The 26,376-nt window shown below is 71.1% G+C and carries 21 protein-coding genes; 11 read left to right on the top strand and 10 right to left on the bottom strand.

Translation table 11 applies throughout. The features are described from left to right. Positions 1-186: 186 nt before the first annotated feature. Positions 187-858, top strand: coding sequence for a response regulator transcription factor (locus ABZ915_RS19800; protein WP_020141342.1), 672 nt, complete (start codon positions 187-189; stop codon positions 856-858). A gap of 125 nt (positions 859-983) precedes the next feature. Here the strand turns inward: ABZ915_RS19800 and ABZ915_RS19795 are convergent, their stop codons facing one another. From ABZ915_RS19795 to metH, 3 genes are all read right to left on the bottom strand, one after another. Next, positions 984-2,588 carry an ABC transporter substrate-binding protein gene (locus tag ABZ915_RS19795; RefSeq protein WP_361804327.1) on the bottom strand — a complete coding sequence of 535 codons (1,605 nt, stop codon included), beginning with the start codon at positions 2,586-2,588 and terminating at the stop codon, positions 984-986. 433 nt (positions 2,589-3,021) lie between these two features. Continuing rightward, entirely contained in the window at positions 3,022-3,723 is a 702-nt protein-coding gene (locus tag ABZ915_RS19790; protein WP_361804324.1) for an HAD family phosphatase, read from the bottom strand. A 154-nt stretch (positions 3,724-3,877) separates the two neighbouring features. Further along, entirely contained in the window at positions 3,878-7,393 is a 3,516-nt protein-coding gene (metH, locus tag ABZ915_RS19785) for a methionine synthase (RefSeq protein ID WP_361804321.1), read from the bottom strand. 282 nt (positions 7,394-7,675) lie between these two features. On the opposite strand from metH, the gene ABZ915_RS19780 reads away from it, so the two are divergent. The 6 genes from ABZ915_RS19780 (at position 7,676) to ABZ915_RS19755 (ending at position 14,957) form a co-directional block, all read left to right on the top strand. After that, entirely contained in the window at positions 7,676-8,440 is a 765-nt protein-coding gene (locus tag ABZ915_RS19780) for an IclR family transcriptional regulator (RefSeq protein WP_361804318.1), read from the top strand. A 366-nt stretch (positions 8,441-8,806) separates the two neighbouring features. After that, complete coding sequence (locus ABZ915_RS19775) at positions 8,807-9,601, top strand: MIP/aquaporin family protein (RefSeq protein WP_361804315.1); 795 nt, start codon at positions 8,807-8,809, stop codon at positions 9,599-9,601. Positions 9,602-9,696: 95 nt separating this feature from the next. Further along, positions 9,697-11,235: a glycerol kinase GlpK gene (gene glpK, locus ABZ915_RS19770; RefSeq protein WP_361804312.1), complete on the top strand. Its 1,539-nt coding sequence runs from the start codon at positions 9,697-9,699 to the stop codon at positions 11,233-11,235. Positions 11,236-11,283: 48 nt separating this feature from the next. Beyond that, positions 11,284-12,900: a glycerol-3-phosphate dehydrogenase/oxidase gene (locus tag ABZ915_RS19765; RefSeq protein WP_361804309.1), complete on the top strand. Its 1,617-nt coding sequence runs from the start codon at positions 11,284-11,286 to the stop codon at positions 12,898-12,900. A gap of 215 nt (positions 12,901-13,115) precedes the next feature. Continuing rightward, a complete protein-coding gene (locus ABZ915_RS19760) occupies positions 13,116-13,787 on the top strand; it encodes a FadR/GntR family transcriptional regulator (protein ID WP_361804306.1) in 672 nt (223 codons plus the stop codon). Positions 13,788-13,976: 189 nt separating this feature from the next. Next, positions 13,977-14,957 (top strand): PAC2 family protein, encoded by a 981-nt coding sequence (locus tag ABZ915_RS19755; RefSeq protein WP_361804303.1) that lies wholly within the window; start codon positions 13,977-13,979, stop codon positions 14,955-14,957. A gap of 24 nt (positions 14,958-14,981) precedes the next feature. Here the strand turns inward: ABZ915_RS19755 and ABZ915_RS19750 are convergent, their stop codons facing one another. Beyond that, positions 14,982-15,746 (bottom strand): ABC transporter permease, encoded by a 765-nt coding sequence (locus ABZ915_RS19750; protein WP_361804300.1) that lies wholly within the window; start codon positions 15,744-15,746, stop codon positions 14,982-14,984. Here ABZ915_RS19750 and ABZ915_RS19745 point away from each other — a divergent pair. Further along, positions 15,734-16,351 carry a HAMP domain-containing sensor histidine kinase gene (locus ABZ915_RS19745; RefSeq protein WP_361804297.1) on the top strand — a complete coding sequence of 206 codons (618 nt, stop codon included), beginning with the start codon at positions 15,734-15,736 and terminating at the stop codon, positions 16,349-16,351. The two genes, ABZ915_RS19750 and ABZ915_RS19745, sit on opposite strands and share 13 nt — an antisense overlap. Positions 16,352-16,387: 36 nt before the next feature. On the opposite strand, the gene mshC is transcribed toward ABZ915_RS19745, so the two are convergent. The 4 genes from mshC to ABZ915_RS19725 all read right to left on the bottom strand — a co-directional run bounded on the left by mshC (position 16,388) and on the right by ABZ915_RS19725 (position 19,860). Next, the gene (gene mshC, locus ABZ915_RS19740) at positions 16,388-17,617 is read right to left on the bottom strand and encodes a cysteine--1-D-myo-inosityl 2-amino-2-deoxy-alpha-D-glucopyranoside ligase (protein ID WP_361804294.1); all 1,230 of its coding nucleotides are present in this window, start codon (positions 17,615-17,617) and stop codon (positions 16,388-16,390) included. A 93-nt stretch (positions 17,618-17,710) separates the two neighbouring features. Next, positions 17,711-18,529: an SCO1664 family protein gene (locus ABZ915_RS19735; protein ID WP_361804291.1), complete on the bottom strand. Its 819-nt coding sequence runs from the start codon at positions 18,527-18,529 to the stop codon at positions 17,711-17,713. Then, positions 18,493-19,083: a DUF3090 domain-containing protein gene (locus tag ABZ915_RS19730; RefSeq protein WP_361804288.1), complete on the bottom strand. Its 591-nt coding sequence runs from the start codon at positions 19,081-19,083 to the stop codon at positions 18,493-18,495. The genes ABZ915_RS19735 and ABZ915_RS19730 overlap by 37 nt, the downstream gene beginning before the upstream one ends. Positions 19,084-19,173: 90 nt before the next feature. Continuing rightward, complete coding sequence (locus ABZ915_RS19725; protein WP_361804285.1) at positions 19,174-19,860, bottom strand: histidine phosphatase family protein; 687 nt, start codon at positions 19,858-19,860, stop codon at positions 19,174-19,176. Positions 19,861-19,922: 62 nt separating this feature from the next. Between ABZ915_RS19725 and corA the strand changes: the two genes are divergently transcribed. Then, on the top strand, positions 19,923-20,921 hold the full coding sequence (gene corA, locus ABZ915_RS19720) for a magnesium/cobalt transporter CorA (protein WP_361804282.1): 999 nt from the start codon (positions 19,923-19,925) through the stop codon (positions 20,919-20,921). Positions 20,922-20,930: 9 nt separating this feature from the next. On the opposite strand, the gene ABZ915_RS19715 is transcribed toward corA, so the two are convergent. Together ABZ915_RS19715 and ABZ915_RS19710 are read right to left on the bottom strand one after the other, a co-directional pair. Then, on the bottom strand, positions 20,931-21,719 hold the full coding sequence (locus ABZ915_RS19715) for a ferritin-like domain-containing protein (RefSeq protein WP_361804279.1): 789 nt from the start codon (positions 21,717-21,719) through the stop codon (positions 20,931-20,933). Positions 21,720-21,923: 204 nt separating this feature from the next. Beyond that, entirely contained in the window at positions 21,924-22,979 is a 1,056-nt protein-coding gene (locus tag ABZ915_RS19710; RefSeq protein WP_361804276.1) for an LLM class F420-dependent oxidoreductase, read from the bottom strand. 164 nt (positions 22,980-23,143) lie between these two features. Here ABZ915_RS19710 and ABZ915_RS19705 point away from each other — a divergent pair, with 164 nt between their 5' ends. Together ABZ915_RS19705 and ABZ915_RS19700 are read left to right on the top strand one after the other, a co-directional pair. After that, positions 23,144-24,127, top strand: coding sequence for an aldo/keto reductase (locus ABZ915_RS19705; protein WP_361804273.1), 984 nt, complete (start codon positions 23,144-23,146; stop codon positions 24,125-24,127). Further along, positions 24,124-26,370: a helix-hairpin-helix domain-containing protein gene (locus tag ABZ915_RS19700; RefSeq protein WP_361804270.1), complete on the top strand. Its 2,247-nt coding sequence runs from the start codon at positions 24,124-24,126 to the stop codon at positions 26,368-26,370. The genes ABZ915_RS19705 and ABZ915_RS19700 overlap by 4 nt, the downstream gene beginning before the upstream one ends. Positions 26,371-26,376: the final 6 nt, after the last annotated feature.

Genomic DNA, 26,376 nt, shown 5'->3' with positions numbered 1-26,376 from the left:
CTTCGGCCGGGGATCCGGGGGTTGCACCCGGGAGACACAGCCACTGCCGGTGAGGACGGCCGACGGGCCTTCGGCCGGGGATCCGGGGGTTGCACCCCGGGAGGCACAGTCGCTGCCGGTGAGGGCGGCCGAGTCGCGGGCCGTGCCGCAGGGCAGAATGGGGCCGGACTAGCGAAGGAGACTTACGTGGCCATCCGCGTCCTACTGGTCGACGACCAGCCGCTGCTGCGCACAGGGTTCCGGATGATCCTGGAGGCGGAGCAGGACATCGCGGTCGTGGGCGAGGCCGGAGACGGCCTCCAGGCTCTCGACCAGGTACGCGCCCTTCAGCCGGATGTGGTGCTGATGGACATCCGCATGCCGCGGATGGACGGGGTGGAGGCGACCCGGCAGATCACCGGTCCCGGTCGGGACGGCCCGGCGAAGGTGCTGGTGCTGACCACGTTCGACCTGGACGAGTACGTGGTGGAGGCGCTGCGTGCCGGGGCGAGCGGCTTCCTGCTCAAGGACGCGCCCGCCAACGAACTGGTGCAGGCCATCCGGGTGGTGGCGGCCGGCGAGGCGATGCTCGCGCCGAGCATCACGCGCCGGCTGCTGGACAAGTACGCCACGCATCTGCCCTCGGGCGACGAACCGGTGCCGGACACGCTGCACACCCTGACCGACCGGGAGGTCGAGGTGCTGAAGCTGGTGGCACGGGGGCTGTCGAACGCCGAGATCGCCGCCGACCTGTTCGTCAGCGAGACGACCGTGAAGACGCATGTGGGCCATGTGCTGACCAAGCTGGGGCTGCGGGACCGGGTGCAGGCGGCGGTGTACGCGTACGAGAGCGGGCTGGTGCGCCCCGGCGCCCAGTAGCGGGCCGTACGACCGGTAAGAAAGGGCGCCCCCTTCCCGAGAGGAAGGGGGCGCCTTCATGTGCCGGCTTCATGCGCCGGCCCCGCCGGCAGCGGGCAGGACCGGCCCCGGGAGGCGGGAGAGCGTCAGCTGCTCACACCGCGGCCGAGCTCCCACAGCTGGAGCGTCGAGGAGGAGTTCAGGGCGTAGGAGGTGCCCGTGATGTCGGACCGCGCGGCGACGTACTGCTTGCCCTGCCACAGCGGCAGGATCGGGACGTCGTCGGCGACGGTGTCCTGGATCGCCGTCAGGCTCTTGGAGGCGGTGAGCCGGTCGGCCTCGCGGCGGGACTGCGGGATCAGGGTGTTGCGGATGTTGGCGTTGACGTACGGCGAGCCGAGGGTGTTGTCCTTGTCGAGGAACGGCGCGAGGAAGTTGTCGGCGTCCGGGAAGTCCGGGAACCAGCCCATGCCGTAGACGTCGTACTTGCCCTTCTGTTCGGCGGGCCGGAAGGTGGCCCAGGGCGCGCCCTGGATGCTGACGTCGAACAGGCCGCTGTTGTTGAGCTGCTTCTGAAGGACCTCGAACTCCTGCTTGGTGGCGGAGCCGTAGTGGTCGGTCGTGTAGTGCAGGGTCAGCTTCACCGGGGTGACGATGCCGGCCTTCGTCAGCAGCGACTTGGCCTTGGTGACGCTGGGGTCGCCGTACTTGTTGAAGAACGAGTTGGAGTGGCCCGTGACGGTGGCCGGGACCAGCGAGTACAGCGGCTCGGCCTGGGAGCCGTACACCTTGGAGACCAGCTCGCCGCGGTTGATGACCTGGGCCATGGCCTCGCGGACCGCCTTGGTCTTCACCGTGGACGCGTTGGTGTTGAAGGCGAGGTAGCGGATTTCCAGACCCGGCATCTCGACGAGGTCGACGTTCTCGTCCTTGCCGGCGTCGAGCTTGTTGATCTGGGCCGGCGACATGGTGCGGGTCATGACGTCGATGTCACCCTTGTCGATCGCGGCGCCCATGGCGTCGGCGTCGGCGAAGGAACGCATCTGCACCTTGTCGTTGCTGACCTTCAGACTGCCCTTGTAGTTGGGGTTCTTGCTGAAGGTCATGCTGTCGATCGCGTCGTCCTTGACGTCCGCCGAGAAGGTGTAGGGGCCGGAGCCGTCCATCGAGAAGCCGTCCCGCAGCTTGCCCTTGTCGTAGTCCTTCGGGTTCACGATGCCCGCGACCGGGGTGGACAGCTTGTACGGGAAGGTGGCGTCGGCGGTCTTGAGGTGGAAGATGACCTCGCGGTCGCCCTGCGTCTCGACGGTGTCGATGGTGGACAGCAGGGCGGCGGGACCGCCGACGACCTTGATGCGCAGCGCACGCTCGATCGAGTACTTCACGTCCCCGGCGGTGACGGCGTCGCCGTTGGCGAACTTCAGCCCGTCGCGCAGCTTGCAGGCGTAGCGCTCGTTGCCGCTGTCGGTGAAGCCACAGCTCTCGGCGGCCTCGGGTACGGGGTCACCCTCGCCCTTGGGCTGGATCATCAGGGTCTGCACGGTCTGGCGCAGGATGTTCCAGGTGCCGACGTCGTAGGCGTAGGCCGGGTCGAGCGGGGCCGGTGCTTCCTTGGTGGCCGTGAACCTGTCCGTGGTGCCGACAACGATCGCGTCGCCGCTCTTGCTCCCGCTGCTGTCTCCGCCGCACGCGGCGAGCACCGGCGCGAGCAGGCCGGCTACGGCCGGCAGCACCAAAGTCTTGCGGTTCATGCTCGGGTTTCTCCAGGGGCTGTTCGAATCCGTGTACCCGGCATGCATGGGTGTTGCGGCGGATCACGGGGTAGGGGCGATGGTCTCGCCAATGAGATTAGTCCGCGCTCGCAGGACGGTTCACAGCCGCCGGAGTTGAGTTCCCATCACGCAGTGAAACCGGGCGCGGACACACCGAAAACCCGACAGCGGCAGGATTAGTGCAGCGTTCCATGAATCGGGACACAAGGACGCGCGAGTTCCCCTCGAACAGGGGTGGGCAGCACACATCGTCGTGAATGTCGATCCTTGGGGAAGTGGTGAACGTCACACTTCCAACTCGGTTGTTCAGTGGTGAAATTCGGTCGCGCGGCCTGCTTCGAATTCCGCGGTACGCGCTCGGCTGTGCTGCGGCGGGATTTTGTCCAATGGACTTTGTACGCTGGGTGAACGGCTAGCGCATTTCCGTCATCAGGCCGCGCAGAAATGCCAGGTCGACCTCTTCCAGGGAGGTCACCACGGTCCGCCGGGTGGCCGGGGCGATGGGGGCGACCGAGGGCACCGCGACCACGTGGCAGCCCGCGGCCTCGGCCGCCGCGACCCCGGTCGCGGTGTCCTCGACGACCGCGCATCTGGCCGGATCCACCCCCAGTCCGGCCGCCGCGAGCAGATACGGGTCCGGGTGCGGCTTGGTGCGCGACACCTCGTCGCCGGCGATGGACAGGGAGAAGTGCTGGGGTCCGAGCGAGGTCAGCACCCGGTCGATGATGCGGCGGTGCGAGGCGGAGACCAGGGCCGTCGGGATCTGCTGCTCGTACAGTTCCGCGAGGAGTCTGGCGGCGCCCGGCATCAGCGGCAGGGCACGCCCGATGCGGTCCTCGAATCCGTCGTTCAGCAGCACGCTGAGCTCGGCGAGGGCGATGTCGGCGCCGGTGGCCTCGATGAGGAAGCCCGCGCTGCGGGCCATGGGCCCGCCGACCACGACATGGCGCCAGGACTCGTCGAGGATGTGGCCGAGACGGGCGAAGATCTCCACTTCGACGTCCCACCAGAAGCCCTCGGTGTCCACCAGGGTGCCGTCCATGTCGAGCAGCACCGCCTGGAGGGCTGAGCCTTCCGCCGTACGGGTTCCGAGCGCGGGGACCGTGCTGGTCATCGGGGCGCACCTCCTGAAGGGGCGATCAGGCCGGCTCCCATGCGGGAACCGGCCTGCGGTGGATCGACCAGTGTACGACTCTCGGTGGTGAAACGCCTTGTACACCGCTTGGGGCCCGTCGCCGGGACGGGCCCCGTCCGTTGCTCGAACGGACTCAGCGGGCGTTGAAGTACTTGGCCTCGGGGTGGTGGATCACGATCGCGTCCGTGGACTGTTCGGGGTGCAGCTGGAACTCCTCCGACAGATGCACGCCTATGCGCTCCGGCTGGAGGAGCTCGGCGATCTTGGCGCGGTCCTCCAGGTTGGGGCAGGCTCCGTAGCCGAGGGAGAAGCGGGCGCCGCGGTACTTCAGCGCGAACATGTCTTCCATGGCGCTGGGGTCCTCCCCCGCGAAGCCCAGTTCCGAACGGACGCGGGCGTGCCAGTACTCGGCCAGGGCCTCGGCCAACTGCACGGAGAGGCCGTGGAGTTCGAGGTAGTCACGGTAGGAGTTGGACTCGAACAGCTTGGCCGTCTCCTCGCCGATCCGGGAGCCGACGGTGACCACCTGCAGACCGACCACGTCCGTCTCGCCGGACTCCTCCGGGCGGAAGAAGTCCGCCAGGCAGAGGCGTCGGCCGCGCCGCTGGCGCGGGAACGTGAAGCGGGTGCGCTCGTTGCCCTGCTCGTCGAGGATGATGAGGTCGTCGTCCTTGGACACGCACGGGAAGTAGCCGTGGACGACGGCGGCTTGAAGCAGGTTCTCCGTCTGGAGCCGGTCCAGCAGTCCGCGCAGGCGCGGGCGGCCGTCGGTCTCGACGAGCTCCTCGTACGTCGGCCCGTCGCCGGTGCGGGCCTGCTTCAGCCCCCACTGCCCCTTGAACAGCGCGCCCTCGTCCAGCCAGCTGGCGTACTCCCTCAGCTGGATGCCCTTGACCACCCGGGTGTCCCAGAACGGCGGGGTCGGCACCGGGTTGTCGGTGGCGACATCGGAACGGACGTGCCCTTCCTCGGGCCGCTCCTCGACCTCGACGCCGGCCGCCGCCCGCACCCGGCGCTGCCGCAGCTCCGGCAGCTTCGCCCCCGGCACCCCTCGCTTGACGCCGATCAGCGCGTCCATCAGGTGCAGGCCCTCGAACGCGTCCCGGGCGTAGCGGACCTCGCCCTGGTAGATCTCGTGCAGATCCTGCTCCACGTAGGCCCGGGTGAGGGCGGCACCGCCCAGGATGACCGGGTAGTCGGCCGAGAGGCCGCGCTGGTTGAGCTCCTCCAGGTTCTCCTTCATGATCACCGTGGACTTCACCAGCAGCCCGGACATGCCGATCACGTCGGCCCGGTGCTCGTCGGCCGCCTCCAGGATCGCCGAGACGGGCTGCTTGATGCCCAGGTTGACCACGTTGTAGCCGTTGTTGGACAGGATGATGTCCACCAGGTTCTTGCCGATGTCGTGGACGTCACCGCGGACGGTGGCCAGGACGATGGTGCCCTTGCCCTCGGCGTCCGACTTCTCCATGTGCGGCTCGAGATAGGCGACGGCGGCCTTCATCACCTCGGCGGACTGGAGCACGAACGGCAGCTGCATCTGGCCGGAGCCGAACAGCTCGCCGACCACCTTCATCCCGTCCAGCAGGGTCGCGTTGACGATGTCCAGGGCAGGCCGGGTCTCGAGGGCCGCGTCGAGGTCGGCCTCCAGGCCGTTGCGCTCGCCGTCGATGATGCGGCGCTTGAGGCGCTCCTCCAGCGGGAGGGCGGCCAGCTCCTCGGCCTTGCCCGCTTTCAGCGACTTGGCGGTGGCGCCCTCGAAGAGCTGCATCAGCTTCTGGAGGGGGTCGTAGCCCTCGGTGCGGCGGTCGTGGATCAGGTCGAGAGCGGTCTGCACCTCTTCCTCGCTGAAGCGGGCGATCGGCAGGATCTTCGACGCGTGCACGATCGCCGAGTCCAGACCCGCCTTGACGCACTCGTCGAGGAAGACGGAGTTCAGCAGGATCCGCGCGGCCGGGTTGAGGCCGAAGGAGATGTTCGACAGGCCGAGGGTGGTCTGTACGTCGGGGTGGCGCCGCTTCAGCTCCCGGATCGCCTCGATGGTGGCGATGCCGTCCTTGCGGGACTCCTCCTGACCGGTACAGATGGTGAAGGTCAGGGTGTCGATGAGGATGTCCGACTCGTGGATGCCCCAGTTGCCCGTCAGGTCCTCGATCAGCCGTTCGGCGATCTCGACCTTCTTCTCCGGGGTGCGGGCCTGGCCCTCCTCGTCGATGGTCAGCGCGATCAGCGCCGCGCCGTGCTCCCCGGCCAGCCGGGTGACCCGGGCGAAGCGGGACTCGGGGCCGTCGCCGTCCTCGTAGTTGACCGAGTTGATGACCGCGCGTCCGCCCAGCTTCTCCAGGCCCGCCTCGATGACGTCGACCTCGGTGGAGTCCAGCACGATCGGCAGGGTGGAGGCGGTGGCGAAGCGGCCCGCCAGCTCCTTCATGTCGGCGACGCCGTCGCGGCCGACGTAGTCCACGCAGAGGTCGAGCATGTGCGCGCCCTCACGGATCTGCTCCCGCGCGATCTCCACGCAGTCGTCCCAGCGGCCCGCGAGCATGGCCTCGCGGAACTTCTTCGACCCGTTGGCGTTGGTCCGCTCACCGATCGCCAGGTAGGACGTGTCCTGCCGGAACGGAACGGACTGGTAGAGCGAGGCCGCGCCCGGCTCGGGCCGGGGATCGCGCTGGGACGGGGCGACGTCGCGGACGCGCTCGACGACCTGGCGCAGGTGCTCGGGGGTGGTGCCGCAGCAGCCGCCGATCAGGGACAGGCCGTAGTCCCGTACGAAGTTCTCCTGCGCGTCCGCCAGGCCCTCGGGGCCGAGCGGGAAGTGCGCGCCGTCCTTCGTCAGGACCGGCAGACCCGCGTTCGGCATGCACAACAGCGGGATGCGGGAGTGCCGGGTGAGGTAGCGCAGGTGCTCGCTCATCTCGGCCGGGCCCGTGGAGCAGTTCAGGCCGATCATGTCGATGCCCAGCGGCTCCAGCGCCGTCAGGGCCGCACCGATCTCCGAGCCCAGCAGCATGGTGCCGGTGGTCTCGAAGGCCATCGAACAGAGCAGGGGGACCTCGGTGCCGGTGGCCTCCATGGCGCGGCGGGCGCCCAGGACGGAGGCCTTGGTCTGGAGCAGGTCCTGGGTGGTCTCGACGATCAGCGCGTCGGCGCCGCCCGCGAGCAGGCCCTCGGCGTTCGCCTGGAAGCCGTCCCGGATCGTCGTGTACGCGACGTGGCCGAGCGTGGGCAGCTTCGTGCCCGGGCCGATCGAGCCGAGCACCCATCGCTGCCGGCCGTCCCCGGCGCCGAACTCGTCCGCCACCTCGCGGGCGATGCGGGCGCCCGCCTCCGACAGCTCGTACACCCGGTCGGCGATGTCGTACTCCGCCATCGCCGCCTGGTTCGCGCCGAAGGTGTTGGTCTCCACACAGTCCACGCCCACGGCGAAGTACGCCTCGTGGACCGAACGGACGATGTCCGGCCGGGTGAGGTTGAGGATCTCGTTGCAACCCTCGAGATTCTCGAAGTCCTCGAGCGTCGGCTCCTGCGCCTGGAGCATCGTGCCCATGGCTCCGTCGGCGACCACCACGCGGGTGGCGAGTGCCTCTCGGAGCGCGGACACGCGGGTCCGGCTGTCGGTGGAAGGGGTCAGCGGCGACGAGGCCATATAGGGGCTCCCTGGGATGCGACGGCTGTCGGCTATGCGGTTTCCCGGGCAGGCCCGGGGAAGACGCACGGCGCCAGCCTAACCGGGAGTGGGCTTGGATGGGCATGGCGTCCACGAGGCGGACGAGTGTGGCCTGTGAGCCACGTCCGGACCACGTGTGACGTAACAAGTACCGACCGACCATTGGCGAGCGGTCGTCATGGACCGGTAGTGTTCGACATTGCCGAACGGCGTCGGTTGACGTGCGCGGTGACGGACGAAGGGGACGGAGGCAGTACGGCGATGGCACGGAACATCCAGTCGCTCGAACGGGCGGCCGCGATGCTGCGGCTGCTCGCGGGCGGCGAGCGACGGCTCGGCCTGTCGGACATCGCCTCCTCGCTGGGCCTCGCCAAGGGCACCGCCCACGGCATCCTGCGCACCCTCCAGCAGGAGGGTTTCGTGGAGCAGGACGACGCCTCCGGGCGCTACCAGCTGGGCGCGGAGCTGCTGCGGCTGGGGACCACGTATCTGGACGTGCACGAACTACGGGCGCGGGCCCTGGTGTGGACCGACGACCTGGCCCGCTCCAGCGGGGAGAGCGTCTACCTGGGCGTGCTCCACCAGCAGGGCGTCCTGATCGTGCACCATGTCTTCCGGCCCGACGACAGCCGGCAGGTGCTGGAGATCGGGGCCATGCAGCCGCTGCACTCCACGGCCCTGGGCAAGGTGCTGTCGGCGTACGACCCGGTCGCGCACAGCGAGGCGCTGGAGGCCGACCGGAAGGCCTTCACGGACCGCACGACGTGCGACTGGGCCGACTTCGAGCACATCCTCGACCTCACACGCGCGCGTGGCTACGCGGCCGACGTGGAGGAGACCTGGGAGGGCGTGGCCTCGGTGGCCGCGCCCATCCACAACCGGCGGCGGATGCCGGTGGGCGCGGTGGGGATCACCGGCGCCGTGGAGCGGATGTGCCGCGACGGGGAGCTGCGTCCCGAGCTGGTCGCCGCGGTGCGGGACTGCGCCCGCGCGGTGTCACGGGACCTGGGCGCCGGGCGGTTCTGAGCGCCGGGAGCGCCGCACGAGGCCGCACAGGGCCAACGGGGTATGAGCCGGAACGCTGAGCGGCGTTCCGGCTCTCGCCATACCCTGAAAGGGGCATAACAGGCATACCCACGCTTCACGCGTCCGCAGATCGATAACTCACCGCGATCAATAACGATCGCATATTCGATAACAGAACCCTTGACGCGTGGCTGAGGCCGGAGCAAGACTCCCGTCCATCGGTCGGCATTGTCGAACACCTACCGGCAATACGCGCTAGAGTGTGACAACGCCAAGGGCCGGCATCGCTCTCACCCCCTGAGGGCGCTGAACCCCCGGAGGGACCCGGGGTTCGGCTTCCCTGGACGAAGGACAAAGGAGTCGCGGGTGTCCAGCTCCGACATCTTCATCGGCGAGACCATCGGTACCGCCATACTCATCCTGCTCGGCGGCGGCGTCTGCGCCGCCGTGACGCTGAAGGCCTCAAAGGCCCGTAACGCCGGCTGGCTCGCCATCACCTTCGGGTGGGGTTTCGCCGTTCTGACGGCTGTCTACACCTCGGCGCCGCTCTCCGGCGCCCATCTGAACCCGGCCGTGACCCTCGCGCTCGCGATCAAGGACAAGGACTTCAGCAACCTCCCCACCTACTGGGGCGGTCAGCTGCTCGGCGCCATGATCGGCGCGAGCCTGGTCTGGGTGGCCTACTACGGTCAGTTCCGGGCGCACCTCACCGACAAGGAGATCGTCGGCGGTCCGGGTGCGCAGGCCACGGCGGCCAAGGCCGTCGAGGCCCAGGAGAAGGGCGCCGGCCCGGTCCTGGGCATCTTCTCCACCGGTCCGGAGATCCGGCACGCGGTGCAGAACCTCGCCACGGAGATCATCGGCACCGTCGTGCTGGTGCTCGCCGTCCTCACGCAGGGCCTGAACGACAAGGGCAACGGCCTGGGCACCCTGGGTGCGCTGATCACCGCGCTGGTGGTCGTCTCCATCGGTCTGTCCCTCGGCGGCCCCACGGGCTACGCGATCAACCCGGCCCGTGACCTCGGTCCGCGTATCGTGCACGCCCTCCTGCCCCTGCCCAACAAGGGCGGCTCCGACTGGAGCTACGCCTGGATCCCGGTGGTCGGTCCACTGATCGGCGGCGCGATCGCCGCAGGCATCTACAACGTCGCGTTCGCCTAGCGGGCCCCGGGCCGCTCTCCGGCGGCCCGGGCCCCCACCTACGAACACGCGCCGTACGTAACGCCCCTTAACCACGGATTCCTCAGGAGCACACAGTGACCGACGCTCACACCGCAGGCCCCTTCATCGCAGCCATCGACCAGGGCACGACCTCCAGCCGCTGCATCGTCTTCGACAAGGACGGCCGTATCGTCTCGGTCGACCAGAAGGAGCACGAGCAGATCTTCCCGAAGCCGGGCTGGGTCGAGCACAACGCCAACGAGATCTGGACCAACGTCCAGGAGGTCGTCGCCGGAGCCATCCAGAAGGCCGGCATCACCCGCGACGACATCAAGGCCATCGGCATCACCAACCAGCGCGAGACCACCGTGCTGTGGGACAAGAACACCGGTGAGCCCGTCTACAACGCCCTTGTCTGGCAGGACACCCGCACCGACGCCCTGTGCCGGGAGCTCGGCCGCAACGTCGGCCAGGACCGCTTCCGCCGCGAGACCGGTCTGCCGCTGGCCTCCTACTTCGCCGGCCCCAAGGCCCGCTGGCTGCTCGACAACGTCGACGGCCTCCAGGCGCGCGCCGAGGCGGGCGACATCCTCTTCGGCACCATGGACACCTGGGTCATCTGGAACCTGACCGGTGGTGTCAACGGCGGCAAGCACGTCACCGACGTCACCAACGCCTCCCGTACCCTCCTGATGAACCTGCACACGATGCAGTGGGACGACAAGATCGCCGAGTCGATCGGCGTGCCGCTCCAGATCCTGCCCGAGATCCGTTCCTCCGCCGAGATCTACGGCGAGGTCACCGGCGGCAAGCTCGGCGACCTGCTCGGCGGTATCCCGGTCGCCTCCGCGCTCGGCGACCAGCAGGCGGCCCTGTTCGGCCAGACCTGCTTCTCCGAGGGCGAGACCAAGTCCACCTACGGCACCGGCACCTTCATGGTGATGAACACCGGTGACAAGATCATCAACTCCTACGCGGGCCTGCTGACCACGGTCGGCTACAAGATCGGCGACCAGCCGACGGTCTACGCGCTGGAGGGCTCGATCGCGGTCACCGGCTCCCTGGTGCAGTGGATGCGGGACCAGATGGGCCTGATCTCCACCGCGGCCGAGATCGAGACGCTCGCGCTCTCGGTCGAGGACAACGGCGGCGCCTACTTCGTACCGGCCTTCTCCGGCCTGTTCGCCCCGCACTGGCGCTCCGACGCCCGCGGTGTGATCGCCGGCCTGACCCGGTACGTCACCAAGGCGCACCTCGCCCGCGCGGTCCTGGAGGCGACCGCCTGGCAGACCCGCGAGATCGCCGACGCCATGGTCAAGGACTCCGGCGACGAGCTGGTGGCCCTGAAGGTCGACGGCGGCATGACCTCCAACAACCTGCTGATGCAGACCCTCGCCGACGTTCTGGACGCACCGGTGGTGCGCCCGATGGTCGCCGAGACCACCTGCCTCGGCGCCGCCTACGCCGCCGGCCTGGCCGTCGGCTTCTGGTCCAGCACGGACGAACTGCGCGCCAACTGGCGCCGGGCCGCCGAGTGGACCCCCCAGATGGACGCGGACATCCGCGACCGCGAGTACAAGAACTGGCTCAAGGCCGTCGACCGGACCATGGGCTGGATCGAGGACGAGGGCTGAGCGGCTAGAGACGGCCCAGACAGCTCTGACGAGGAGTAAGTACCAGAAATGACCAGTCAGTCCACCCTGCAGCCCGTACCTGCCCTGGGGACACACCCGGCCTCCGGCTCCCTCCCGAGCCGGGCCGAGACCAGGGAGCAGCTCTCCAAGGCGTCGTACGACCTTCTCGTGATCGGCGGCGGCATCCTGGGCATCTCCACCGCCTGGCACGCCGCGCAGTCCGGCCTCAGGGTGGCACTGGTCGACGCCGGCGACTTCGCCGGCGCCACCTCCTCCGCCTCCTCCAAGCTCCTCCACGGCGGCCTGCGCTACCTGCAGACCGGCGCGGTGAAGCTGGTGGCGGAGAACCACTTCGAGCGCCGTGCGGTCTCCCGCCAGGTGGCCCCCCACCTGGCGAACCCGCTCACCTTCTACCTCCCCGTGTACAAGGGGGGCCCGCACGGCGCGGCGAAGCTCGGCGCGGGCGTGTTCGCCTACTCCGCGCTCTCCGCCTTCGGTGACGGCGTCGGCCACCTGCTGAGCCCGGCGAAGGCCGCGCAGGACGTGCCCGAACTGCGCACCGAGAACCTCAAGGCCGTGGCCGTGTACGGCGACGACCAGATGAACGACTCGCGCATGGCGCTGATGACGGTCCGCGCGGCCGTCGACGCGGGCGCGGCCGTCCTCAACCACGCCGAGGTCACCGGTCTGCGCTTCACCAAGGGCCGGGTGACGGGCGCCGACCTGCGCGACCGCACCTCCGGCGACGAGTTCGGCGTCAACGCCCGTCTGGTGCTGAACGCGACCGGCCCGTGGGTCGACCACCTGCGCAGGATGGAGGACGCGAACGCGGCGCCGTCCATCCGGCTGTCGAAGGGCGCGCACCTGGTGCTCAAGCGCACCTCCCCCTGGAAGGCCGCGCTCGCCACGCCGATCGACAAGTACCGCATCACCTTCGCCCTCCCCTGGGAGGACATGCTGCTGCTCGGCACCACCGACGAGGAGTACGAGGGCGACCCGGCGGACGTCGCGGTCAACGACAAGGACATAGCCCAGATACTGGACGAGGCCGCGTTCTCCGTCCGGGACCAGCAGCTCAGCCGTGACCTGATCACCTACGCCTTCGCCGGACTGCGGGTGCTGCCCGGCGGTCCGGGCGACACCGCCAAGGCCAAGCGCGAGACCGTCGTCACCGAGGGCAAGGGCGGCATGCTGTCCGTCGCGGGCGGCAAGTGGACGACCTTCCGGCACATCGGCCGTACGGTCATGCAGAAGCTGGAATCGCTGCCGGGTCAGCCGCTGGGCGACGACTTCGAGCCGATTTCCTCCCTGCCGAAGAAGCTGCCGCTGCCCGGCGTCGCCAACCCGCGCGCGGTGGCCCACCGCCTGCTGGTGGACCACCCGGCGCCGGGCCCGCGCATGGCCGCCGACACCGCCCGGCACCTGGCCACCCACTACGGCTCGCTGGCCTTCGACATCGCCCGGCTGGCCAACGACAACCCGGAGCTGGCCGAGCGCGTCCACCCGGACGCCCCGGAGATCTGGGCGCAGGTCGTCTACGCCCGCGACCACGAGTGGGCCGAGACGCCGGACGACGTGCTGCGCCGCCGGACGACGCTGACGATCCGCGGCCTGGCCACGGACGAGGTCCGCGCGAAGGTGCAGGACCTGCTCGACAAGAAGTGAGCAGGAAGCAAGCAGGCCACGGTGACCGGCTCTTTCCCTGACCAGGGCCGGCATCGCCGACCGGCCCTCGCCGCACCGGGGCCGGGAACCGGGAGGGGCGGCTCCACGCCGATGGAGCCGCCCCTTTCGTGTGCGCGGTCGCGACCGCCGGACCTGGTGATCTGCCCCCATAATGTGCTGACACATCGGAGGTCTGAGCGACAGGGAGGCCCACCATGGCGGTCACCGACGAGGCGATCGAGAAGATCAAGGGAATGATCGTCTCCGGTGCGCTGCGGCCCGGCGACCGGCTGCCGAAGGAGAGCGAGCTCGCCGCCGAGCTGGGGCTGTCGCGCAACTCCCTGCGGGAGGCCGTGCGGGCGCTGTCGTTGATCCGGATCCTGGACGTGCGGCAGGGCGACGGGACGTATGTCACCAGCCTGGATCCCCAACTGCTGCTGGAGGCGCTGAGCTTCGTCGTCGACTTCCACCGCGACGACACGGTGCTGGAGTTCCTGGCGGTGCGCCGGATCCTGGAACCGGCCGCCACGGCGATGGCGGCCTCGCGGATCAGTGAGCAGCAACTGGACGCGCTGAGCGCGCAGTTGGACGCCCTGGGCGCCGCGCCCTCGGTGGAGGAACTCGTCGCCTGCGACCTGGAGTTCCACCGGAGCATCGTGCGCGGCTCCGGCAACTCGGTGCTGTGCTCGCTGCTGGACGGCCTGTCGGGGCCGACCACCCGGGCCCGGATCTGGCGCGGCCTGACCCAGGAGGACGCGGTCAGCCGCACCCTGCGCGAGCACCGCGCGATCCTGGCGGCCCTGCGCGACCGGGACGCGGAGGCGGCCCGTTCCTGGGCGACCGTGCACATCGCGAGCGTGGAGCAGTGGCTGCGCAGCACCCTGTGACACACCCTTGTGAAGCCCCTGTGCGCAACCCGCGCGAAAGTGGTGAGGATGCCCTCTGTCGAGGGGTGTTCCGCGGTGGTGATCGGGGCAGTGATCCGTTCACTCCCCCTCGCAAGGGGGCTGCGGGCGCCCCCGTCGGACGCCGTAAGGTTGGGACGTACGCGAGGGCACGTCGGAAGGAGGCGCTGGGTGATCGAGCTCGAGGGGGTTCCCGAGCTGATCGACCCGGTCATGGTGGCCGCGTTCGAAGGCTGGAACGATGCCGGCGACGCCGCCTCCACCGCGGTCGCGCATCTGGAGAGGGAGTGGAAGGGTGAGGTGTTCGCGGCGCTGGACGCCGAGGACTACTACGACTTCCAGGTGAACCGCCCCACGGTGTTCATGGACGCCGGAGTGCGCAAGATCACCTGGCCGACGACAAGGTTGTCGGTGGTGCGGGTCGGCGGCGACAAGCCGCGCGACCTGGTGCTGGTCCGCGGCATCGAACCGTCCATGCGCTGGCGCTCGTTCTGCAACGAGCTGCTGGGCTTCGCGCACGAGTTGGGGGTCGAGCTGGTGGTCGTCCTGGGCGCCCTGCTCGGTGACACCCCGCACACGCGTCCGGTCCCGGTCAGCGGGGTCACGTCCGATGCGGACCTGGCCCGCCGGATGGACCTGGAGGAGACCAAGTACGAGGGTCCGACGGGCATCGTCGGCGTCCTTCAGGAGGCCTGCACGCACGCCGGGGTTCCGGCGGTGTCCCTGTGGGCGGCGGTCCCGCACTATGTGTCGCAGCCGCCGAACCCGAAGGCGACGCTGGCCCTGCTCAACCGTCTGGAGGACCTGCTCGACCTGCGTATCCCGCTGGGCGAGCTGCCGGAGGACGCGCGCGCCTGGCAGGTGGGTGTGGACCAGCTGGCCGCCGAGGACAGCGAGGTCGCCGAGTATGTGCAGACGCTGGAGGAGGCCCGGGACACCGCCGAGCTGCCGGAGGCGTCGGGCGAGGCGATCGCCCGCGAGTTCGAGCGGTATCTGCGGCGCCGGGACGTCAACCCGCCCGGAGGGCACGCGACGGCGGACGGCGGGGACGGGTCGCCGTCCTCGTATCTGAGAGACAACCCCAGCGGCCGCACCCGGCCGCCGAAGCCGCCCAAGCCGAACCCCGAGGACGACGACTCGTCGGAGGACTGAACGCGACCGTGCCGCCTGGTGCGGTCATGTGTCGCGCCCTCGGAGCAGGAGCGTGCCGGCGAGGAGTGTGCCGGCCGACCACGCGGCGAGCACGCCCAGACCGGCCCAGGGGCCGATGGGCAGCCGGTGTATGTCCGTGGTGGCCTGGACGGCCAGTCCGGCGCTCATCGGTGCGACCTGTTCGAGCAGGCGGTGCAGGTACGGGTCGGTCACCAACTGGGTGAGGACCGGCGGGAGGTGGAGCAGTCCGAGAACGGCTCCGATCGCGCCGGCGGAGTCACGCACGACCGCCGCGACACCCAGGCCGAGGATCGCGATGAGCACCAGGTAGCCGACCGAGCCGGCGCAGGCCCGCAGGACGGCCCCGTCGGCGAGTGGGAGCGCGTAGCCGTGACGGGGCACGACGATCCGGGCGACCAGCAGCGACGCGAGCAGGGTGAGACTCCCGACGGCGGCCACCGCGACGGCGAGCACCAACGCCTTGGCGGCCAGCACCGTCGGACGGCTCGGGACAGCGGTCAGGGTGGTGCGGATCAGCGCGGTGCTGTACTCGCCGCTGACGGTGAGCACGGCCAGCACCGCGACCGGGACCTGCCCCAGGTACACCCCGCTGAGGACGAGCCGGGTGACGTCGGTGCCGCAGCCGGCCCGCGGGCAGGTGGCGACGAGGGACACCGTGGCGCCCAGCGCCACGGTGACGGTCGCGGTGGCCAGGAGCAGCCACGCCGGGCCGGGCGTGGTGCGCAGTTTCGTCCACTCCGCGCGTACGGCGTTCAGTGCGGTGGTCATACGTCCCTCCGGCGCAGCAGGACGGCGGCCAGGGCGAGGGCGAGCGCGGTGTAGCCGCACAGCACGGCCAGGCCGGCCCAGGGCAACAGGAACACCTGATCGACGCACTGCTGACCCTGGCCGGCGGCCACCAGGGAATCGACCACTGGGAGTGGTTCGACCTCGCCGAACTCACCCGGAGGACCGTGGTGGACCACCACGCGGAGGCCGAGTGCCGTGGCATCCGCATCGATGCCACGCTCACTCCGGCCACGGTGGCCGGCGACCCGCGTCTGGCCGCCAGCCTGGTCACGAACCTGGTCGGCAACGCCCTGCGGCACAACATCCCCGGCGGAACCGTCGAGATCGAGACGAGCGACGCCGGCCGCCTCACGGTCGGCAACACCGGCGCCCCGATCCCCGCGACCGAGATCGACCGCCTGTTCCAGCCGTTCCAGCGCCTCGGCACCGAGCGCACCGACCCGACCGACGGACACGGCCTCGGACTCGCCATCGTGGCCGCCATCGCCCAGGCACACCGCGCCGCGCTCACCGCCCGCCCACGGCCGGGCGGAGGCCTCCGCGTCACCGTCGGCTTCCGGCCCGCGCGTCAGCCTCCGCGGTAACCGGTCCTCGCGGCCTCCCGCGGAACGCCGTGAGCGCTACAGGGCCACGCCCAGCAACGCGTCCACGGCCCGGGTGACGACGCCGGGGGCGCCGGTGTCGGTGCCGCCCCGCTCGTGCTGGAGCTCGGCCCACCGGTCGACGGCGGCCAGGGCGGCCGGGGCGTCGAGGTCGTTCGCGAGGGCCTCGCGGATCTCCTCGACGAGCGCCTCGGCGGGCGGTCCGTCGGGCCGTGACACGGCGGCACGCCACCTCCCGAGCCGGTCCTGGGCGTCCGCCAGCACCTGGTCGGTCCACTCCCAGTCGGCCCGGTAGTGGTGGGCGAGGAGGGTGAGCCTGATGGCGGCGGGGTCGACTCCGTCGCGCCGCAGCCGGGAGACGAAGACCAGGTTGCCCTTGGACTTCGACATCTTCTCGCCGTCCAGGGCGACCATGCCGGCGTGCACGTACGCGCGGGCCATGGGGAACTCGCCGGTGAGCACCTGGGCGTGCGAGGCGCCCATCTCGTGGTGCGGGAAGGCCAGGTCGGAGCCGCCGCCCTGGACGTCGAAGGTCATGCCGAGGTGGTCCAGCGCGATGGCGACGCACTCGATGTGCCAGCCGGGCCGGCCACGGCCCAGCGAGCCGCCGTCCCAGCTGGGCTCGCCCTCGCGGGCGGCCATCCACAGCATCGGGTCGAGCGAGTTCTTCTTGCCGGGCCGGTCGGGGTCGCCACCGCGCTCGGCGGACAGCAGCCTCATGGCCGCGGCGTCGAGGTTCGAGACCTTGCCGAAGTTCGGGTCGGACTCGACGGAGAAGTAGATGTCGCCCTCGAGGTCGTAGGCCGCGCCCAGGTCGCGCAGCCGCTCCACGAGCGGGACTATGCCGGGTATCGCCTCGACGGCGCCTATGTAGTGCCGCGGAGGAAGCATCCTGAGGGCGGTCATGTCCTCGCGGAAGAGGGCCGTCTCCTTCTCCGCGAGGGCGGCCCAGTCGACGCCGTCCCGCTCGGCCCGCTCCAGCAGCGGGTCGTCGACGTCGGTGACGTTCTGGACGTAGTGAACCTGCCGCTTGGTGTCGAGCCACACGCGCTGCACCAGGTCGAACGCGTTGTAGGTCGCCGCGTGCCCCATGTGCGTGGCGTCGTACGGGGTGATGCCGCAGACGTAGAGACGGGCGACGGGACCGGGGGCGAGGGTGACGGGACCACCGGTCGCGGTGTCGTGGATCCTCAGGTCGCGACCCTGACCAGGCAGGGCGGGGACCTCGGAAGCGGGCCAGGCATGCATGTACATGAGCCTAACCGCCCGCGAGTGGCGGGAACGAACCGGATCGGGCCGGACGGCCGGAAAGGCGATCTTGTGTTCCGGTCCCCGGTGTGCTCACACCGGTGGCCAGGGAATCGCCGGCCACTCGCCGCTCGGCTCCGGGTGCTTGCCGGAGGTGAGCAGCGCATCGACCCGCGCGCGTGTGGCGTCCAGTTCGGCGGCCGTGATCAGACCGGCCAGGCGCGCGCCCAGGATGCCTCCGTCGGCCATGGCGTCCTTGAGGCCTTTCAGGACGCCGACGGCCTCGGCGGTGAGCGGCTCGCCGGCCCAGCCCCACAGCAGGGTCCGCAGCTTGTTCTCAACGTTGAAGGTGACCCCGTGGTCGATCCCGTACAACTGTCCGCCGGGGGTGGGCAGCAGGTGACCGCCCTTGCGGTCGGCGTTGTTGATCACGGCGTCCAGCACCGCGAGGCGCCGCAGCCGCTCGTCGTCGGCGTGCACGAGCAGCGCGGTCCGTCCCTCACCGACCTCGGCGAAGCCGATGGCCTTCCAGCCCGGCTCCGGCTCCTCAGCGTCCACCAGGGCGAGCAGTTCGGCGTCGGGGGTCGCTTCGACCCACAGCTGGACCATCCCCTCGCCGTACGGTCCGTCGCGCAGCACGGTGGGCGGCACCAGGCCCCAGCCGGTCGCCTCGGAGACCTCGTACGCGGCCACCTCGCGCTCGGCGAGGGTGCCGTCGGGGAAGTCCCACAGCGGGCGTTCCCCGGCGACCGGCTTGTACACGCAGGTGGCTTCCTGGCCGTCGTGGGCCACCGTGCAGTACAGGGCCGCGTTGGAGGCGTCGCGGATGCGGCCGCGCACGGTCAGCTCACCTACGGCGAGGAGGGCGGCGCCGGTCACGCTCCGCGGCGGTATCCGTTCTGGCGCGGACATACATGTCCTTCCGGGTCGAGCGGGAGGCTGCACAGCGGGCACGGCGGCCGCCCGGCGTTCACGACGTCGAGGGCACGCTTGGCGAAGGCCCTGGCCTGCGAGCCGGTGAGCCGGACCCGCAGCATCGGGGGGCCGTTCTCCTCGTCCTGGAGCAGCCGCTCCTCGGCCTCGGCGAGGTCCTCCTCGGAGTCGGCGTCCAGCTCCACCAGGGCCTGGGCCTCGACGATCATCCGCTGTTCCTCGCCGTCCCAGGCCAGCGCCATGGTGCCGACACGGAACTCCTCCTCGACGGGAGACTCCAGCGGTTCGGTGTCGGAGACCTCGGACGGGGCCACCGCCGGGACCGGGGCCTGGCCGCCGCTGCGGCGTACGACCTCGTCGAGGAGCTCGTCCATGCGCTCGGCGAGCGCGGCGACCTGGGTCTTCTCCAGGATCACGCTGGTCACCCGGGGGCCGGCGGAGGCCTGGAGGAAGAACGTACGGCGCCCGGGCAGCCCCACCGTGCCGGCCACGAAGCGGTCCGGGGGGTCGTAGAGGAACACCTGACGGGACACGTCCTGTCTCCATTGGATCGAGAGTGCGAATCGGGAGTGCGTGAGGGGGCTGTGTGCGAACGCGACGCTTCACCCTACTGCGCCCGACGATCACGGTGCGCCCGCACCACCTCCCACCGGTGCGTCATCCCCAGCGGGTTCCTCGCGCGGCGCAAGGGAGGCGAAATCCCCGGTGTCCCCGAGACGAACGAGAAACGGCCTGAGGCGGGTGTAACGGATCGCGGTGATGGAACACGGTTCCACGGAGATCCGCTGGAAGAGGTCGAGGTGCAGCCCGAGCGCGTCCGCGACGAGAGACTTGATGATGTCACCGTGGGAACACATGAGATACACAGCGTCGGCCCCGTGGTCGCGCTCCACGCGCGCGTTCCACTCCCGTACGGCCTCGGCCGCGCGGGTCTGCATCGCGCGCATGGACTCGCCGCCGGGGAACGCGGCCGCCGACGGGTGCGACTGCACCACCTGCATCAGCGGCTCGTCCATGAGCTCGGCGAGCTTGCGGCCGGACCAGTCGCCGTAGTGGCACTCACCGATCCGTTCGTCGGTGTGCGGACGCAGGCCCGGCCGGGCGTCCAGCAGCGGTTGGAGGGTCTCCTGGCAGCGTTGCAGGGGGCTGCTGACGACTTCCGAGAGGGGCAGCCCGTCGAGCCGCCCGGGCAGCGCGGCGGCCTGCGCGGCCCCGCGCTCGTCCAGGGCGACGCCGGGCGTCCAGCCGGCGAGCAGCCCGGCGGTGTTGGCGGTGGACCGCCCGTGCCTTACGAGGATCAACGTGGGCATGCGGACCAGCGTAGGCGCACGCGGCTGTGCCGCGGCGTGTGGGCGAGGGGAGGTTGGGGTTCTTGATCGTCGACTGTGCCATCTACCGGGACGGGCTCCGCAGTGAGGGTCCCGAGGACCTGTCCGACGCGCTGGCGGTGGCGCGGGCGGCGGGCGGGTTCGTCTGGATCGGGCTGCACGAACCGTCGGAGAAGGAGTTCGACCGGGTCACCGAGGAGTTCGGGCTGCACCCGCTGGCGGTGGAGGACGCCCTCAACGCCCACCAGCGGCCCAAGCTGGAGGTGTACGCCGACTCGCTGTTCGTGGTGCTCAAGCCGGTCGTGTACGAGCCGGAGAGCGACGCCGTCTCCAACGGCGAGGTGATGATCTTCGTCGGGGACGGCTTCGTGGTGACCGTCCGGCACGGCGAGGGTTCGCCGCTGGCGGCCGTGCGGCGCCGGCTGGAGGAGGAGCCGAAGCTGCTGGAGAAGGGGCCGACCTCGGTGCTGTACGCGATCTGCGACGCCACCGTCGACCACTACCTGGAGGTGGCGACCGAGCTCCAGACCGACATGGAGGAGCTGGAGGCCGAGGTGTTCTCGCCGGACCCGGGCAGCTCGCGCAACACCGCCTCCCGGATCTACACCTTCAAACGGCAGATCCTGAAGTTCCGCCGGGCGACCGTCCCGCTGGCCCCGCCGATGACGCGGCTGGCCGGCGCCCTGCCGGCGGGCGAGGGCGGGGTGCCCTTCGTGGACGACCGGGCCCGGCCCTTCTTCCGCGACGTGCAGGACCACCTCACGCGCGTGAACGAGTCCGTGGAGGGCCTGGACCGGCTGGTCTCGGACATCCTGTCGGCCCATCTGGCGCAGACCAGCGTCCGGCAGAACGACGACATGCGGAAGATCTCCGCATGGGCGGCGATGGCCGCGGTCCCCACGCTGATCGCGGGGATCTACGGCATGAACTTCGACCACATGCCCGAACTGCACTGGGCGTGGTCGTACCCGGCGGTGATCCTGGTGATGGCCACTCTGGAAGTCCTGATGTACCGCCTGTTCAAGCAGCGCGACTGGCTGTGACCGGGCGCCTCAGGCGAACTCGGGGGCGGTGGTCGCGGGGCCGCCCAGGGGGTTGCGGCGCTCGGGCATGCGCAGGGACACCATGCGCCGCCAGCCCGCGGCGCGCTCGTAGAGGTAGACCGCGCGGATGCCCGCCGCGAGCACCGCGCGCCTGGCCCCGGACCAGCCGAGGACGCGGCCCATCCGGGCCATGACGGCGAGACTGACGTCCCGGTGGACGCGGATCTCGGCGAGCGCGCACTCGCGCAGGGTGCGCTGGATCAGCCGGCCGTAGCCGGAGGCCGCGAAGCGCAGCAGTTCCTCGTGGGTGTAGGCGAGGTGGTCGTCCTCGTCGTGGGAGATCATGCGGACGGCCTTGCCCACCTCCGGGTGGTCGGCGAAGTGCTTGCGGAGCAGGAGCATCTGCTCGGCGGCGCGCTGCTCGGTGACCCGGCTGTGCGCCAGGTAGACGATGATGTCCCGCACGCTCAGCGGTTCGTCCCGCCGGAGCCTGTCGTGGGCGAGGCCGATGCCGCGCCGCTCCAGGAGCATCGTGTAGTCGGTCTCGGGCGGGACGGGGACCGGTTCCAGGCCGCGCTTGCGCAGGAGGGCGTTGAAGATCCGCCCGTGCTTGTCCTCGTCGACGCCATGTCGTGTGATCTTGGGAACGAGCGCCTGTTCGCCCTCGGGGACGAGCGTGGCGATCCGTCCGTTCTCCCAGCCGCCCTGTGCCTCGCCGCTCGCCGCGATGGAGCAGAGGAGCCGGAAGGACTCGTCGTTGCCGAGGATCTCCTGGAACACACTCTTCGCCGAAAGCATGAGGGCACCTTTCCGCAGGTTTCCGCAAAGAACGAGTCAAATGCGGCATCGCGGGTGCCGCAACAGTTGCGGCGGCCGACTGGGCCGGAAGAAGGAGCATCGGGGTCGCGGCGGGAGCGTAACCGCGCGGGACCGGGCGCGTTGTTCCTCCTGACGGCCGTGGCGGGGAAGACCCCGAGCCCCCACCACGGCCGCGAGAACCCGCTACGCGAGTCCGGCGCGCTCCAGGGCCTCGGTGCCGGCGCGGAGAGAGGCGAGTCGCTCCTCGAGGGTGAAGCCGGCCGGGGCGAGGCTGAGCGTGGTGACACCGGCGGCGGCATAGGCCCTCATCCGGTCGGCGATGCGGTCGACGGAGCCCAGCAGCGTGGTCTTGTCGATGAGGTCGTGCGGGATCGCCGCCGCGGCGCCCTGCTTGTCCCCGGAGAGGTACTTCTCCTGGACCTCGGCGGCCTCCTTCTCGTACCCCATGCGCCGGGCGAGCTGGTTGTAGAAGTTCTGCTTGGCGCTGCCCATGCCTCCCACGTACAGCGCGGTGTAGGGGCGGAAGACGTCCGCGAGCCGGGACACGTCCTTGTCCTCGCCGACGGCGAGCGGCAGGGTCGGGCAGACGTCGAAACCGTCGAGGGTCTTGCCCGCCTTCTCCCGGCCCGCGCGCAGGTACGTGATGGTGGTGTCCTCGAGGTGCTCGGCAGAGGGGAAGATCAGCAACGCCCCGTCGGCGATCTCACCGGTCTGTTCGAGGTTCTTCGGCCCGATGGCGGCGATGTACAGCGGGATGTGCTCGCGCTGCGGGTGCACGGTCAGCTTGAGCGGCTTGCCCGGCCCGCCGGGCAGCGGGAGGGTCCAGTGCTCGCCGTCGTACGACAGCCGCTCGCGGGTCATCGCCTTCCGAACGATCTCCACGTACTCGCGGGTCCGCGCGAGCGGCTTGTCGAACTTGACGCCGTACCAGCCCTCGGAGACCTGCGGCCCGGAGACGCCGAGGCCTAGCCGGAAGCGGCCGCCGGAGAGCGAGTCGAGCGTCGCGGCGGTCATCGCGGTCATCGCGGGCTGGCGGGCCGGGATCTGGAAGATGGCGGAGCCCACGTCGATGCGTTCGGTCTGCGCGGCGACCCAGGAGAGGACGGTGGCCGCGTCGGAGCCGTAGGCCTCGGCGGCCCAGCAGACGGCGTAGCCGAGCCGGTCGGCCTCCTGTGCCACGGCCAGATTGTCCGCGTCCATTCCCGCGCCCCAGTAGCCGAGGTTGATCCCGAGCTGCATGGCCGATTCCCCTTACCCATGAGTAACGTCCCTGTGGGGGCGACCCTAGCGCGGCTGGGCGGACGGCGGGGTCGCACGGGGTGCCCATGGGCTCCCGTCAGGCTGGGAAATCGGTTATCCACAGGCAACCCACGGCCCAGTTCTGGCCAGTAATCTCGGCCAGCATGGAGCAGAGGCATCTGGGCCGTACCGGCCTGCGCGTGTCCCGGATCGGGCTGGGCACCCTCACCTGGGGCCGGGACACCGACGAGCACGACGCCGCGGACATGCTGAAGGCGTTCTGGGAGGCGGGCGGGACCCTCGTCGACACCGCGGACGTGTACGGCGCCGGCGAGGCCGAGTATCTGCTCGGGCAGCTCATGGAAGGGCTCGTGCCACGCCGGGACCTGGTCATCTCGACGAAGGCGGGGAGCGTACCCGACCCCGACCGCCGTTTCGACGGCTCGCGCGGTCACCTGCTCGCCGCACTCGACGCCTCCCTGGCCCGCCTCGGCACGGACTACGTCGACCTGTGGCACGTCCACGCCTTCGACCCGGAGACCCCGTTGGAGGAGACGCTCCAGGCCCTGGACCTGGCGGTGAGCAGTGGGCGCGCCCGCTACGTGGGCGTCTCCAACTTCTGCGGCTGGCAGCTGGCGAAGGCGGCGACCTGGCAGCTCGCTGCGCCGGGGACGCGGACCCGGCTGGCGGCCACGCAACTGGAGTACTCGCTGCTCCAGCGCGGAGTCGAGCGCGAGGTGCTGCCGGCCGCGCTCGACCTCGGTGTGGGGCTGCTGCCGTCCTCGCCGCTCGGGCGGGGAGTGCTGACGGGCAAGTACCGCAACTCCACCCCCGTGGACTCGCGGGGCGCCTCGGAGCACCTGGCGCCGTTCGTCGAGCCGTACCTCGACGACACGGCGACCCGCATCGTGGAGGCGGTGACGACGGCGGCGGACGGGCTGGCGGTGACCCCGCTCCAGGTCGCCCTCGCCTGGGTCCGCGACCGGCCGGGGGTGGCCGCCCCGATCGTCGGAGCGCGCACCGCCCAGCAGCTCACGGCCGCGTTGTCAGTGGAGGCCCTTAGTCTTCCTGACGAGATCTGCCGGGCGCTCGACGACGTGTCGGCGCCCGTGCACCGCTATCCCGATCACGACTGGAGCACGCTGTGAGCACGGACCCGGACACCACGGGAGCCTCCGACGGATCGGCCGAGGAAGCCGGGACCTCCGCCGCACCCGCCGGCCGAGCCGACGCCGAGGACGCCCCGCCCGGCGGGACCGGGCCCGGCGAAGGGACTGGAGAGGCCGATGCCTCCGGTGCCTCCGATACCGGCACCGGGGACACGGGTGAGCCGGGCGGGGACGCCGGCTCCCAGAGGTCCGAGGCGGAGGCCGAGTTGGCGGCGCAGCGGGTGGAGCGCGAGCGGATCGAGCGGCGGAAGGCCGAGAAGGCGGGGCCGGTCACCGCCGGGGCCAAGCTCAGCGGTAAGGCCGCCGAGCTGCTGGCGGCCGTGCGGGCGGTGGAGGGCGGGGAGAAGCCCGCGGCCACCGTGTTCGGCGAGCCGGCGCCACGGCGGTCGGCCCCGGAGCCCGTGCGGCGTCCGCAACCCGCCCAGGCCGCCGCCGCACCCGCCGCACCCGCGCCGGACGCCGTCGCGGCCGTACGGCGCGTGCTGACCGACGGTGGCGCACCCGAGGCGCTCGCGCCCCAGGCCGCCGCCGCCCTCGGCGAGGCCGCCGATGACGTGCTGCGGGAGGATCCCTGGCAGCTGCTGCGGATCGCCGGGGTGCGCCCCGAGCAGGCCGACGGGTTCGCACGGGCGCTGCTCGGCGCGGAGTGCGGCCCGGACGACGAGCGGCGGGGCCGCGCGGTGGCCGGCTGGCTGCTGGAGCAGGCGGCCCTGGCCGGACACACCGCCCTGGAACTGCCCGCGCTGACCGCCGCATTGGGCCGGCAGGGCGTGCCCGATCCGGACGCGGCCGTGCAGGGCGCCCTCGCGGAGGGCGAGGCCCTGGCCTTCCAGGACGCGCTGGAGGAGCCCGGCACCCCGGCCCGGACGGCGGCAGGGGAGAACAGCGAGGACGGCGAGGAGAGCGACGAGCAGCGGCCGGTGCGCGTGCTCGTCGGCCTGGAGCGGTACGCGCTCGCCGAGGAGAGCCTCGCCGACGGTCTGGCCCGCCTGGTCAACTCACTGCCCAAGGAGACCGCCGAGGAGTGGCAGGCGGTGGCCGCGCCCGGCGGTGCCGCGGAGCTGGTGCGGGCCGTCGCCGGGCACGGTCTGGTGCTGCACACGGGCGGTGAGGCGGCGCACGCCGAACCGGCGGCCCTGCTGACCGCGGCCCGGGCGGCCGGACTGCGGGCCGTGGCGGCCTGCCACACGCCGGACGGACGGCACCGGTTCGCGGCCCTGCTCGGCGCCGGGGACGAGGGAGCCTGGACTGAGGAAGAGGGCGTCGAGTCCGTCGTCACCGTCTCCGGTCTGCTGGCCGGCGCCGAGGGGCCGGGCCGGGACGCCGAGGGCGGACTGGACCTGGATCTGCTGATCGTGCTGGACGCCCCGCAGCTTGATGTGGAGAGCGCGGCGATGATCGTGGAGTCGCTGCCCGACGGGGCCCGTCTCGTGTTCACCGGAGACGCGGGGGTGCTGTGGTCGGCCGGGCCCGGCCGGGTCTTCGCCGACCTGCTCGCCGCGCGCGTGTGCCCGCAGGTCGCCTCCCGCGTCCCCGACCCGGGCCCGCTCGGCGAGCTGGTCTCCGGCATCGGCGTCGGCGAGCTGAACCAGGTCGAGGCGCCCGGCAAGGAGATCGTGATCGTGCCGGTCCGGGACGCGGGCGAGGCCGTGCACCGGACCGTGCAGTTGGTCGCGGACTCCGTGCCCCGGGCCATCGGTGTGCCGGCCGAGCAGACGGTGGTGATCACCCCGGGTCACGGGGGCGCCGCGGGCACCCGGGCGCTGAACACGGCGCTCAAGGAGCGGCTCAACCCGGGCCCCGGCCGCTTCGGCGGCTTCGACCCGGGCGACCGGATCGCCTACTCCCCCGCCCCGGGCCGTACGCTGCCCGGCCAGGTGGTGAAGGCCGACGCCGACGGGTTGCACCTGTCGTGCGCGGGCGGAACCGTCGTCGTACCGAGGGAACGGGTGGAGCAGTCGGTGCGGCACGGGTGGGCGCTGACCGCGCACCAGGCGGTCGGTGTGCGGTGGCCCGCGGTGGTCGTGGTGCTGCCCGGCGACGCCGCCCAGACCCTCAGCCGGCCCTGGGTGTACACGGCCTTCGGCCGGGCGAGCCGGCATCTGTCCGTGGTGCACGGCGTCGAGCAGGCGCTGCCCAGGGCCGTCGCCGAGGTCCCGGCCAAGCCACGGACGACGCGGCTGCCGGTGCTGCTGAGAACGCAGGTCCCGGCGGCGGGCTGAGCGGTC

Origin of the sequence: Streptomyces sp. NPDC046915 (genome assembly GCF_040644935.1) — a bacterium.
Taxonomy (GTDB): Bacteria; Actinomycetota; Actinomycetes; order Streptomycetales; family Streptomycetaceae; genus Streptomyces.
Note: the sequence above shows the minus strand (reverse complement) of the source record. Positions and strands in the feature narration are given on the sequence as shown.

Bases quoted from the DNA above. Each gene is read 5' to 3' on its own strand.
- ABZ915_RS19710 (WP_361804276.1), bottom strand. From the start codon at position 22,979: ATGCAGCTCGGGATCAACCTCGGCTACTGGGGCGCGGGAATGGACGCG.
- mshC (WP_361804294.1), bottom strand. From the start codon at position 17,617: ATGCATGCCTGGCCCGCTTCCGAGGTCCCCGCCCTGCCTGGTCAGGGT.
- ABZ915_RS19780 (WP_361804318.1), top strand. From the start codon at position 7,676: ATGGCACGGAACATCCAGTCGCTCGAACGGGCGGCCGCGATGCTGCGG.
- ABZ915_RS19735 (WP_361804291.1), bottom strand. From the start codon at position 18,529: ATGTCCGCGCCAGAACGGATACCGCCGCGGAGCGTGACCGGCGCCGCC.
- ABZ915_RS19725 (WP_361804285.1), bottom strand. From the start codon at position 19,860: ATGCCCACGTTGATCCTCGTAAGGCACGGGCGGTCCACCGCCAACACC.
- ABZ915_RS19765 (WP_361804309.1), top strand. From the start codon at position 11,284: ATGACCAGTCAGTCCACCCTGCAGCCCGTACCTGCCCTGGGGACACAC.
- ABZ915_RS19715 (WP_361804279.1), bottom strand. From the start codon at position 21,719: ATGCTTTCGGCGAAGAGTGTGTTCCAGGAGATCCTCGGCAACGACGAG.
- ABZ915_RS19705 (WP_361804273.1), top strand. From the start codon at position 23,144: ATGGAGCAGAGGCATCTGGGCCGTACCGGCCTGCGCGTGTCCCGGATC.
- ABZ915_RS19760 (WP_361804306.1), top strand. From the start codon at position 13,116: ATGGCGGTCACCGACGAGGCGATCGAGAAGATCAAGGGAATGATCGTC.
- metH (WP_361804321.1), bottom strand. From the start codon at position 7,393: ATGGCCTCGTCGCCGCTGACCCCTTCCACCGACAGCCGGACCCGCGTG.
- ABZ915_RS19795 (WP_361804327.1), bottom strand. From the start codon at position 2,588: ATGAACCGCAAGACTTTGGTGCTGCCGGCCGTAGCCGGCCTGCTCGCG.
- ABZ915_RS19790 (WP_361804324.1), bottom strand. From the start codon at position 3,723: ATGACCAGCACGGTCCCCGCGCTCGGAACCCGTACGGCGGAAGGCTCA.
- ABZ915_RS19750 (WP_361804300.1), bottom strand. From the start codon at position 15,746: ATGACCACCGCACTGAACGCCGTACGCGCGGAGTGGACGAAACTGCGC.